This is a genomic window from Allosphingosinicella sp. (genome assembly GCF_036403745.1).
Lineage (GTDB): Bacteria > Pseudomonadota > Alphaproteobacteria > Sphingomonadales > Sphingomonadaceae > Allosphingosinicella.
The window spans coordinates 18,451-30,141 of record NZ_DASWQI010000095.1; the positions used below are offsets into that span (position 1 = coordinate 18,451).

Here is an 11,691-nt window from a genome sequence, read left to right on the forward strand (position 1 = left end):
AACACGCGCTTACCAGATGTGGATGCGCTGCTCCGGCGGCAGATAGAGGGCGCCGCTCGTCACGTTGAAGGCCTTGTACCATTGGTCGAAGTTCCGCACGACGTTCGGGCGCAGCTGGCCGGGCGAATGCGGATCGGTGGTGAGCTGCTGCATCATCGCCGCTTCCCGCATCTTGTTGCGCCACACCTGGCCGAAGCCGAGGAAGAAGCGCTGGTCGCCGGTATAGCCGTCGATCACCCGGTCGGCCTTGCCGTGCAGCGACAGCTTGTAGGCGTCATAGGCGACGGCGAGGCCGGCGAGGTCCGCCATGTTCTCGCCGAGCGTCAGCTCGCCGTTGACGTGCGTGCCCTTGACCGGCTCGTAGCCGCCATATTGCGCGATCACCTTGTCGGTGCCGGTCTTGAACCGCTCGACGTCGGCGGCCGTCCACCAGTCCGCGAGGTTGCCCTGCGGATCGTACTTGCGGCCCTGGTCGTCGAAATGGTGGCTGAGCTCGTGGCCGATCACCGCGCCGATGGCGCCGTAATTGACCGCCATGTCGGCGTTCGGATCGAAGAAGGGCGGCTGCAGGATGGCGGCCGGGAACACCACCTCGTTCATCACCGGGTTGGCGTAGGCGTTGACGGTCATCGGGGTCATGAACCACTCGCCCTTGTCGACGGGCTTGCCCATCTTCGCGAGCTGGCGGTTATATTCGAAGGCGCGCGCGCGGAACGCGTTGCCGACGAGGTCGCCGGGGACGATCTGCAGCGCCGAATAGTCGCGCCACTTGTCCGGATAGCCGATCTTCGGGGTGAAGGCGGCGAGCTTGACCCGCGCCTTCGCCTTGGTCTCGGGCGCCATCCACGTCAGATTGGCGAGACGGGCATCCATCGCGCGAATGAGGTTGTGGACCAGTTCGTCCGCCTTGGCCTTGGTCTCCGGCGTGAAGTAGCGCGAGACATAGGCCTGGCCGACCGCCTCGCCGAGGACGCCGTTGACGACGCCGACGCCGCGCTTCCAGCGGTCCGGCAGCTGCGGCGTGCCGGTGAGGACCTTGGCGAAGGCGAAATTCTCGTCGACGAACGCCTTGGGCAGCATCGGCGCCGAGGCGCGGATGGTGCGGACGGTGAGATAGTCCTTCCAGGTGTCGATCGGCGCAGAGGCGATGATCTTCGCCGTGCCTTCGATCGCGCTCGGCTGGGCGACGATCACCCGGCTCTGGTCGGCGAAGCCGGTACCCTTGAGGTACGTCGTCCAGTCGAAGCCTGGCGCCATCTGCGCCAGCTCGGCGAGGCTCTTGGGGTTGTAGAGCTTCTCGGTCTGGCGGCTCTGGACGCGGCTCCAGTGGGTGGCGGCGATGTCCTTTTCGAGCTCGAAGACGCGCTTGGCGCGCGCTTCCGGCTCCGAGATGCCGGCGAGCCGCAGCATGTTGGTCACATGCTCGACATATTTCGCGCGGATCGGCTCGAACTTGGCCTCGGTGTAATAGTCGCGGTCGGGAAGGCCGATGCCCCCCTGGCCGACATAGGCGGCGTAAAGGCTGTTATTCTTGAGGTCCTGCTGGATGCCGATGCCGATCGGGCTGCCGACGCCGGTGCGGTTCGCTTCGGCGAAGGCGGCGGCGAGATCGGTCTGGCTGTGGATCGCGTCGATGCGGGCGAGATAGGGCTTGAGCGGCTCGATGCCGGCCTTCTCGATCGCCGCTTCGTCCATGTAGCTGCGGTAGAGATCGCCGATCTTCTGCTCGTTGCTGCCCTGGGCGGCGGGCTTGGAAGCGATGTCCTCGACGAGGGTGCGGGTGCGCGTGTTCGACAGCTCGGCGAGAACGCCGAAGCCGCCCCAGCTGGACTTGTCGGCCGGGATCTCGGTGGTGCGGTCCCAGGTGCCGTTCACATAATTGTACCAGCTGTCGCCCGGGTTCGCGGTCTTGTCCATCCCGGAAAGGTCGACGCCCCAGGCGCCGAGCTCGGGCTTGCCGGTGGCGGCGGCGTGCGCCGCATGGGCGGCGGCGGGCTTGGTCTGCGCGACTGCGTACGAGCCGGCGAGCAGGGCGGCGCAAGCCACGCCGCTCAGCATTATCTTCTTGATCATAAAAAGGAATCCCCTCCTCAGGTGGTGCGCGGCCCATAGCCGAATGGCGCCATTTTTAAAACCCGCTTTCGACGAACGACGCGCCCATGCCGTTCGTCGAAAGCGGGCGGCGGCCCCGCCTGGGTCGCATTCTCCTGCCCGCCTCGCCAGTCAAGTGGGCCGCCAGGTCGGCGATGCGGCATCAATTCCCCTCCACTCGCCGGCGAATCTCGTGCACAAAGCGGCGAGATTGCATCCGTGCGCGTGACACCGATGCCCGGGAGCGTTTGGATTTCGATGCTGTTCGCCTGCGGCCCGTGTCGCGGTCCCACCGACTACACGCCTTCGCTCCGGTGCCGGAGCAGCGGCCGGTGAGTCTCAGCCCCCAGTTCCTGGACGAGCTGCGCGCTCGCACCTCGCTGTCGGGCGTGGTCGGCCGCACCGTGAAGCTCCAGAAGGCAGGGCGGGAGTTCAAGGCCTGCTGCCCGTTCCACAACGAGAAGACGCCGAGCTTCTACGTCAACGACGAGAAGGGCTTCTGGCATTGCTTCGGCTGCGGCGTCCACGGCGACGCGATACGCTGGCTGACCGACGCCCGCGGCCTCCCCTTCATGGACGCGGTGAAGGAGCTCGCCGAGGCGGCGGGCATGGAAGTGCCGGCGGCGGATCCGCGCTCGCAGGAGCGGGCGGAGCGGGCGACCGGCCTCTACGAGGTGATGGAGGCGGCGCAGCTTTGGTTCGAGGAGCAGCTCGGCGGCATCGAAGGGGGGGATGCGCGGGCCTATCTCGAGAAGCGCGGCATCTCGGAAGGCACCCGCCGCCGCTTCGGCTTCGGCTTCGCGCCCGACGCGCGCGGCAAGCTCAAGGCGGCGCTGAAGGGCTTCGGCAACGCGATGCTGGTCGAAGCAGGGCTGCTCATCCAGCCCGAGGCCGAGCGCGAGCCTTATGACCGCTTCCGCGGACGACTCACCTACCCAATCCGCGACCGCCGAGGGCGCACCATCGCCTTTTCCGCCCGCATTCTCGGCGCCGGCGAGCCAAAATATCTGAATTCCCCCGATACGCCCCTGTTCGACAAGGGCCGCACCCTGTTCAACATCGACAAGGCCGCCGCCGCCGCGCGCCAGGCGAACCGGGTGGTCGTCGTCGAAGGCCAGATGGACGTCATCGCTCTCGACCAGGCGGGAATAAGCGAGGCGGTGGCGCCGCTCGGCACCGCGGTCACCGAGATGCAGCTCGGCCTACTCTGGCGCCTCTCCCCCTGCCCCCTCGTCTGCTTCGACGGCGATAGCGCGGGGCAGAAGGCGGCGATCCGCGCGGCCCTGCGCGCCCTCCCCCATGTCGGCCCCGGCCGCTCGCTGGCCTTCGTCACCCTCCCCGCCGGCCAGGATCCCGACGACCTCGTCCGTGCCGAAGGCCGGGCCGGCTTCGAGGCGCTGCTTGAAGCGCCCGAGGCGCTGGTCGACCGGCTGTGGAAGCACGAGGTCGAGGCCGAGCCCCTCGCCACCCCCGAGGCCAAGGCCGGCCTGCGCCGCCGGCTGATGGACCACGCCTCGACCATCACCGACCAGGATGTGCGCGAGCAATATCGCTCCGAATTCCTCGCCCGCTTCGCCGCTTTGACCCGCCCGCCGGAGCGCAAGCCGCAGCAGCCCTGGCAGGAGCGCAAGGGTTTCGGCCAGCAGCGCGGCGGCAAAAGCTTCCAGCCCCGCCAGCCCCTCACCGCCGCGACCAAGAGCGTCGGCAGCACCGGCCTTTACGGACAGACCGCCCGCGCCGTCCTCGCCGGCCTGCTCCATTTCCCCGCCGCGATCGGCGAGCATTCGGAGGCGATCGCCGCCCTTCCCATGCCCGACAAGGGCAGTGCGGCGCTGCGCGATGCGCTCCTCTCCGGCGCCCTTCTCCACGGCGCGCTTGATCCCGCGGCCCTCGATACCATATTGGTCTCCGCTGGCGTCGCTCCTCTGGCCGAGAAGCTGCGCCGGGCACGAGGAATGGCTTTCTCCTTCACCCGCCGCGATGCCGAGCCGGAACGCGCCCTGCGCGATCTCGTTCTGGTCATCGACACCTTGGCGGCCCAGCCCGGCCTCGACGCCGCGCTGGACGCGGCGACGGCGCGGTTGAAGGCGGAGGGGGACGAAGCGGCCTTCCAGGAGCAGCAAAGGCTCCGGGCGGCCCGCGACGAGGCGGAACGGCAGCTGGCGGCGCTCATCGAAGGCGCCGCGGCGGGGTGACAGGATAGAGAATGGCGAAGACGACGAACGGTAGCGGCGGCGACGGCGAGGACACCAAGGACGGCGGCGACGCCCCTCTCCTCGACTTGAACGAAGCCTCGATCAAGAAGCTGATCGCCCGCGCCAAGAAGCGCGGCTACGTCACCTATGACGAGCTGAACGACGCCCTTCCCCAGGACCAGATGTCGACCGACCAGATCGAGGACGTCATGGCCTCGCTCAACGAGCTTGGCGTCCAGGTCGTCGAGAATGAGGAAGCCGACGAGGACGACGAAGGCGGCGAGCGCGCCGCCGAGCCCGAAATCGACGCGTCCGACGACGACGGCAGCTCCGGCGAGGGCGAGCGCTACGTCATCGAGAAGAAGAAGGAGACGGTCGACCGCACCGACGATCCGGTGCGCATGTACCTGCGCGAGATGGGCGCGGTGGAACTGCTCTCCCGCGAGGGCGAGATCGCGATCGCCAAGCGCATCGAGGCCGGCCGCGACACGATGATCTGGGGCCTGTGCGAGTCGCCGATCACCTTCAACGCCATCATCGACTGGTCCAATGCCCTGAACGAGGGCCGCATGCAGCTGCGCGAGATCCTCGATCTCGACGCCATGCTGTCCAAGGGCCCGACCCCCGAGCAGGTCGCCAGCGCCGAGGAAGGCGACGAGCCCGAGATCAGCGAGAAGACCGCCGGCCCCTCCTTCAAGGAGGAGGAGGATGTCGAGGAGGCTCCCGTCGCCGAGGAGGATGACGAGGAGGAAGGCCTGGTCGACCGCCGCGCCCGCCCCAATTTCGAGGAAGAGGAGGAGGACAACACCCTCTCGCTCGCCCAGATGGAGGAGACGCTGAAGCCGCAGGCGCTCGAGCGCTTCGCCAAGATCACCGACCTCTACAAGAAATTCTCCAAGCTCCAGGGCTCCCGCATGGACGCGATGTCCGGCGGCCGCGATTTCGCCAAGGGCGACGAGACCAAATACCAGAATCTGCGCGAGCAATTGACCGCCGAGGTCGAGAGCATGCAGTTCCACAACGCCAAGATCGAATATCTCGTCGACCAGCTCTACAGCTACAACCGGCGCTTGACCGCGCTCGCCGGCCAGATGCTGCGCCTCGCCGAGCGCCACAAGGTGCCGCGCCGCGCCTTCCTCGAAAGCTATCTTGGTCACGAGCTGGACGAAGGCTGGGCCGAGCGCGTCTGCTCGACCGACAAGAAGTGGAACGCCTTCTGCACGACGGAAGGCGCCGCCATCGAGCGCATCCGCGGCGAGATCGCCGAGATCGCCCAGGCGACCGGCATGAGCCTCGCCGAGTTCCGCCGCATCGTCAACCAGGTCCAGAAGGCCGAGCGCGAGGCGCGCATCGCCAAGAAGGAAATGGTCGAGGCGAACCTGCGCCTCGTCATCTCCATCGCCAAGAAATATACCAACCGCGGCCTGCAATTCCTTGATCTCATTCAGGAAGGCAATATCGGCTTGATGAAGGCGGTCGACAAATTCGAATATCGCCGCGGCTACAAATTCTCGACCTACGCCACCTGGTGGATCCGCCAGGCGATTACGCGCAGCATAGCCGACCAGGCCCGCACGATCCGCATCCCGGTCCACATGATCGAGACGATCAACAAGCTGGTCCGCACCAGCCGCCAGATCCTCCACGAAATCGGCCGCGAGCCGACGCCGGAAGAACTGGCCGAGCGCCTCTCCATGCCCCTGGAGAAGGTCCGCAAGGTGATGAAGATCGCCAAGGAGCCGATCTCCCTGGAGACCCCGATCGGCGACGAGGAAGACAGCCACCTCGGCGACTTCATCGAGGACAAGAACGCGGTGATCCCGGTCGATGCGGCGATCCAGGCGAACTTGAAGGAGACGGTGACGCGGGTGCTGGCCTCGCTGACGCCCCGCGAGGAGCGGGTGCTGAGGATGCGCTTCGGCATCGGCATGAACACGGATCACACGCTCGAGGAGGTGGGGCAGCAGTTCTCGGTGACGAGGGAGCGGATCCGGCAGATCGAAGCGAAGGCGCTGAGGAAGCTGAAGCATCCGAGCCGGTCACGGAAGATGCGGTCGTTCCTCGACCAGTAGCCCCCCTGCTCCCTCTCCCCGGCGGGGAGAGGGCTGGGGTGAGGGGGGGCTCTGAGTCCGACGCAGCGGTCCCCCGCTGACACTCACTACTTCATTCTTTGCGACTTGGCGGCTTTGCGCGAGCTGATCCGGCGCCTGAGCGTGGCACGTGTTTGGTTGTTGCCTCACGCAAAGAAGCAAAATCGCGAAGCGCCCGTGGTCGAGGATATCCAGGGACTGGCGACGATCGTCGTCGATTGCGGCATCAAGGTGCATGAAGCCTTGGGCACGGGTTGCTCGAATCCCTATACGAAGCCTTCCTCGCACCGCGGTTTGCTGATGTCCGATGACGTCCTCGAGGATTTCCTTGCTCAGAAGTACCCCAAGCGCGAGGCGGCGGTCTAGCGCCGGCGGCTGGCACGGGGTAAGGTGGTCAACACCGATGGCGCTATCCGTCCGCATCTGCGGTGACAAAGACTGACTCCAGACCCCGGAGCTCTTGGATAAACTCGCTCCGTTAAGCAGCATCTCAAATGGCATCTCAGCCTTGCCCCACCTTCACGCGCTGCTAAGTGTGTGCGCAAAGGGAGGAAGCTAGATGCGCAGGGACATACTTGAAGCGGCTACCCGCCGGGTCGTTGCCGACCTGAAAGAGAGCGGGATCGCTGCTATGTTTCTAAAGGGGACCGACGGGTTCCGACAAGGTAACGCGGAAGAAAGACAGAAGTCCGCTTGGATTTCACTGTCGGCAATCACCGATTTCATCAATAAGGTGTCTTCTTATAGTGATGCGGAGATATCTATTCTGCATATTTTTCAGCTGACCGACTTAGCAGACCCCGAAGCTTGGCAGGCGGCTATTAGGGAGCCGGACATTGACTTCCTGTTTCAGAACAACAATCGTGTTAATAATGTTGTCAACTTTTTACCTATGGTGACAGAACTCTTACGCCGTGAGTATGACCCTAAGATGGCGGAGCCCTCAGCCTCGGAACTGGAAGTCCAGACGGTTATATTGGCAGATGAGGGGGGTGACAGTCTATCAGCACCAACACGACTCATCGAGTTACTCGCCTCTGTAGAGAGTATTTACAAAATAATTGCAACGGTGGAGGGGATGCCCGACGCGAAGCTTGCTGTCGTTGGCCTAGATTCCGGCAGCGAGAAATCGTTTGACTTCCTAGGGTTGGCACGACTCATGCACGAATTAAGGGAGACACTTAAGGAGGTCTACAATATGGTAGCTTTCCATCGGCAGAATGTTACCCTTAAGAATCTACAAGTCGCCGGCGAGACAATGTCAGTTGTCCAAAAGATCGCTAAGATGGAGCAAAATGAATTGATTCCCGAAGAAGAGGGGAGGCGGCTGAGGCATGCGCTATACACGAATCTCGAAAAGTTTGCAGCAACCGGAGCATATACCCGAGAAATGGACGGACCTCGTCAACCAGCCTCGTTGGTAATGAAGCCGCAGCCGTTCTTGTTGACTGGTCCTATCGGGGAAATGGATCGTGCGCAGGGAAATGATGTGGAAATCACGAGCGCGGCTACTGAAGGCGATGGTGTGCCTTCCGTCGATCGTGATTCCAGCTTCACGGAGAACGAGTTAGCCGAGGCAGCCAAACTTCTACGCGCAGCTAGAAACTCCGCCCCGACGCCAAAGCGCCGAACGAGAAAGCAAGGAGGCCGAAGTTCTGAGTAGTCACCGCCCTTCGGCATATTCTGTCCGGAGGCCAGGTCACGTCAGGACGGGTCGCTTCCATCGCCTCGACTGGTCTCTCGGAGCGGAATCTCAATGTCGACGCGCCTTCCCCGATCGGCGGTGACAGGTACGTACCTATTACCGAAGGCTATGCCGTGACGGTCGACGACGAAAGAGCCGTCACGGAACTGAATTCCGTGACGCGTCGGACGGGTTCGCTCGGCTGAGGCCTCTCGCCCCGCCGGCCGGCCTGCCGCGTCTCTTGCGGAAGCTCGGCTTCCGCTTGGCGCTCCAGGCCTAGAAAAGCCACCCCCCAAACCCCAAATCCCTGAAGCAGAACAACAAAAACAGGAGCCCCCGATGGCAGGCGGCTGGTCGCGCGATGGCGCGGTGCAGGATCAGATCGACGATACGGTGATGGACGCCGTGCTGGCGGCGCGGGCGCGGCTGGCCGCGGCGGCGTCGGCGGGCGGGGGCGAGACGGAGTGCGTCGAATGCGGCGAGGAGATTCCCGAGAAGCGCCGGCTCGCCATGCCGGGCGCCCGGACCTGCGTCGCCTGCCAGTCGGGCCGCGACGCCCGCGCTCCCACCGTCGGCATCAACCGGCGCGGCAGCAAGGACAGCCAGCTGCGCTGACGCGGCGGTGACGGCCTCTCGAAGCGGGCGGCGGCAGTCGAGGGAACATAAAAAGAACTTTCCTACAACCCCCCTCTTCCGGCATATCCTGTCGGATGCGCGAATCGGTCCCCGACGATCCCCTTGCCTTCGAGCCGGTCCCCGCCGACTCCGGCGCCGGTCGCTTGCGGCAGCCGCCGCGGAATCGGAGCGGTGTTGCGTCCTCGCGAACGCGACTGTGCGTGCAGCTCCGGGATGCCGCCGCCGAGCCGCGTTGGTGTGACCCTGGTGTGACCTTAGGTCATCCCATGCGCCAGCGGGACCGGCGCCGGCTCCCCCGCCGGCTGCACCAGCATTGTCTCCTCCGCCTCCCCGCCCCGCCACCGCGCGACCAGAGCCTCTGGGTCGAACGCCACCCCCACCGGGTTGTCCGTCGCCGCGAGGAAGGCCTTGCCCTCCTCGGCGCTGCAGGCGTCGACCTGGAATTCCATGCGGTTGCCGTCGGGGTCGGTGTAATAGAGGGACAAAGTCGTGCCGTGGTGGACCGGCCAATAAGGGTGGATGCCGGCCGCCTTGAGGCGCTCGTAGGTGGCGAGCAGGTCGGCGACGCTCCCGTACGTATAGGCGACGTGGTTGACGCCGATCTGGCCGCGGTCGTCGGCGCCGCCGCCGTCGGGCTTCATCAGGTCGAGGTTCGCGAAGGCGAAGCGGTGGTGTTCGTCGTCATAGGTGAGGAAGGCGATGGCCGGGTCCATGTTGACGATCTCGGCCTCGAAGACGTCCTGGTACCAGGCGATCATCGCTTCATACCTGCGGGTCATGTAGACGACGTGGGCGAACTTGACCGGGCGGGCCATGGCGGCGCTCCTCGTTCCTCGGGGTTGGAATGCGCGGCGACAGGCGGGCGGCCGGGCCACGCCGGGCCGCCTCGCGGGGCGGGTCGTACCACCGGCGTAACGAGATGTCCAAGCGGCGCGTGTCCGATGTGGCGCGGGCTCGTACCCGGCGCCCGCACGGCCGCGGCGGCACGGATGGGCCAGGGAGCCCCGGCGACAGTCGCAACGGCCGTCGCCTTTTCCCGAGCCCTCAGGGAACCGCCCCCTCCCCCACCTTCCCCGCCAGCGCCCGCGCCACCCGCCCCGCCAGCGCCCTCAGCGCCGCGACCGTCTCCGCCGGCTTCACCGCGCGCGGTTCCGGGTCGATGGCGCACAAGGTGCCGTAGAAGCGGCCGTCGGCGAGCAGGATCGGGATCGAGGCGTAGCTCTGGAAGCCGTAGAGGGTGGGCACCGGGTGGCTGCGCCAGGCGGGGTCGGCGCCGACATAGTCGATGAACACCGCCTCGCCCGAGCGGCGGATGTCGTCGCAGATCGTCGTCTTGATCGCGAGCTCGTCGCCGGGATCCAGGCCGAAGCCGATCCGGTCGAGCACCTGCGCGGCGATCCACCTGTCCTCGGTGACCCGCGCGACGGCCGCAAAGCCCATGCCGGTGACGCGGCAGACCTCCTCGAGCACTGCCCGGATCTCCGCATCGTCTCCTTGGGCGGCGACCGCGGCGGCGAAATCGTCTTTCATCGGGGGGTTATAGGGGCGGCGGGGCCGGGGCTGCAAATCGACGCGACCCGCACCTGCCGGCCCGTCCCCTGATTTGGATCAATTCCAGTGGCGGGGGGCGGCGCGGGCGGCTACAGGCGCCCGGACATGCCCCGGGACGAGAGTGAGACAGGCCCCGAGGGCGGGCGGCGCACAAGCGCAGCGCCGCCGCGCCTCAGCGTCGTCATGCCGGTGCGCGACCTTGCCGGCTACGTCGATGCCGCCGTCGCCAGCATCCTCGGCCAGACCCATGGCGATTTCGAATTCCTGATCCGCGACGACGGGTCCGTCGACGGCACCCGCGAGATCCTGCACCAATGGGCGGCGCGCGACCCGCGCATCCGCCTGTTCGAGAGCGACGAGAGCCTCGGCCCGGCTGAAAGCTCGAACTTCGTCGTCCGCCACGCCGCCGGCCAACTCATCGCCCGGATGGATGCCGACGACGTCGCCCACCCCGATCGCCTGCGCCGCCAATTGGAGGCGCTCGACGCCCACCCCGAGGCGTGCCTCGTGGGATCGCTGTTCGAGGGAATAGACGAGCAGGGCCGGCGGGTGCGGCCGCGCGACCGCTCCCGGCTTGCGGCGCCGACCGCGTTCGCTCCGTTCCCCCACGGCTCGATCATGTTCCGCCGCGCCGCCTTCGACACGGCCGGCGGCTACCGCGCCGACGCCGACTTCTGGGAGGATCTCGACCTCTACCGGCGGATGGCGGCGGCGGGCGACCTCCTCGTCATCCCGGCGGCCCTCTACCGCCACCGCTCGTCGCCGCACAGCACGCGGCTGACCTCGTCGCGCCGCTCGGTCGAAGCGTCGATCGACCGGATGTACCGCCGCGTCGCGGGCGAAAAGGTGGCCGGCCGCAGGAACCGCCGGCTGAAGCCCGACGTCTGGCTCTCGCTGGGCTCGACCCTGCTGTGGGCGGGACGGCGGCCCGGCGTCCTCCTGCCGCTGCTGAGGCGGGGCGCGATCGGCATGGACCGGCGCTCCCTCGCCATCGTCGCCTGGGCGCTCTGGGCCGAAATCAGCCCGAAGACCCTCCGCTATTGCCTGCGGCTCGCCACCGAACGGCGGGACCGGCGCATCGGCGCGCGGTTCCACGACCACGAGGTCTATCGCTGGGAGCCGGTCTGAACCGGCCCCTCCTCCGTGCACGGACCCCGCCCCCGCACAACGCCTTGCCCCCGCACGAGACCCTGCTATATCCCGCGCCGTGCCGTGGCCCGCGGGCGTGGCGGAACTGGTAGACGCGCCAGGTTTAGGTCCTGGTATCGAAAGATGTGGGGGTTCGAGTCCCTTCGCCCGCACCAGTTTCGCCAGACTCGAAACCGTCCGGGGGACGGTTTCGGCTTGCGAAACTCCCGAGCGGAAGCGAGGGCGGTGGCGCCAGACTCGAAACCGTCCGGGGGACGGTTTCGGCTTGTGCAACTCCCGAGCGAAAGCGAGGGCG

General features: G+C 66.5%; 9 protein-coding genes and 1 tRNA gene. 7 read left to right on the top strand and 3 right to left on the bottom strand.

Annotated features, from left to right (window positions below):
- Positions 1–9 precede the first annotated feature (9 nt).
- The gene (locus VGC56_RS18380; RefSeq protein ID WP_464127224.1) at positions 10–2,073 is read right to left on the bottom strand and encodes a M13 family metallopeptidase; all 2,064 of its coding nucleotides are present in this window, start codon (positions 2,071–2,073) and stop codon (positions 10–12) included.
- 350 nt (positions 2,074–2,423) lie between these two features.
- Between VGC56_RS18380 and dnaG the strand changes: the two genes are divergently transcribed.
- The 5 genes from dnaG (at position 2,424) to VGC56_RS18405 (ending at position 8,675) form a co-directional block, all read left to right on the top strand.
- Positions 2,424–4,286: a DNA primase gene (dnaG, locus tag VGC56_RS18385; RefSeq protein ID WP_464127226.1), complete on the top strand. Its 1,863-nt coding sequence runs from the start codon at positions 2,424–2,426 to the stop codon at positions 4,284–4,286.
- 11 nt (positions 4,287–4,297) lie between these two features.
- Positions 4,298–6,358, top strand: coding sequence for an RNA polymerase sigma factor RpoD (gene rpoD / locus VGC56_RS18390; RefSeq protein ID WP_464127228.1), 2,061 nt, complete (start codon positions 4,298–4,300; stop codon positions 6,356–6,358).
- A gap of 114 nt (positions 6,359–6,472) precedes the next feature.
- Positions 6,473–6,742: a hypothetical protein gene (locus tag VGC56_RS18395; RefSeq protein WP_464127230.1), complete on the top strand. Its 270-nt coding sequence runs from the start codon at positions 6,473–6,475 to the stop codon at positions 6,740–6,742.
- A 193-nt stretch (positions 6,743–6,935) separates the two neighbouring features.
- Positions 6,936–8,039, top strand: coding sequence for a hypothetical protein (locus VGC56_RS18400; RefSeq protein ID WP_464127232.1), 1,104 nt, complete (start codon positions 6,936–6,938; stop codon positions 8,037–8,039).
- Positions 8,040–8,399: 360 nt separating this feature from the next.
- Positions 8,400–8,675, top strand: a complete 276-nt coding sequence (locus VGC56_RS18405) for a DksA/TraR family C4-type zinc finger protein (protein ID WP_464127233.1) — start codon at positions 8,400–8,402, stop codon at positions 8,673–8,675.
- A 275-nt stretch (positions 8,676–8,950) separates the two neighbouring features.
- On the opposite strand, the gene VGC56_RS18410 is transcribed toward VGC56_RS18405, so the two are convergent.
- Positions 8,951–9,511 (bottom strand): VOC family protein, encoded by a 561-nt coding sequence (locus tag VGC56_RS18410; RefSeq protein WP_464127235.1) that lies wholly within the window; start codon positions 9,509–9,511, stop codon positions 8,951–8,953.
- A 229-nt stretch (positions 9,512–9,740) separates the two neighbouring features.
- The gene (locus VGC56_RS18415) at positions 9,741–10,226 is read right to left on the bottom strand and encodes a GAF domain-containing protein (RefSeq protein WP_464127236.1); all 486 of its coding nucleotides are present in this window, start codon (positions 10,224–10,226) and stop codon (positions 9,741–9,743) included.
- A gap of 126 nt (positions 10,227–10,352) precedes the next feature.
- Here VGC56_RS18415 and VGC56_RS18420 point away from each other — a divergent pair, with 126 nt between their 5' ends.
- Both VGC56_RS18420 and VGC56_RS18425 read left to right on the top strand, forming a co-directional pair.
- On the top strand, positions 10,353–11,375 hold the full coding sequence (locus tag VGC56_RS18420) for a glycosyltransferase family 2 protein (RefSeq protein WP_464127238.1): 1,023 nt from the start codon (positions 10,353–10,355) through the stop codon (positions 11,373–11,375).
- 91 nt (positions 11,376–11,466) lie between these two features.
- Positions 11,467–11,551 (top strand) — tRNA-Leu (locus VGC56_RS18425).
- Positions 11,552–11,691: the final 140 nt, after the last annotated feature.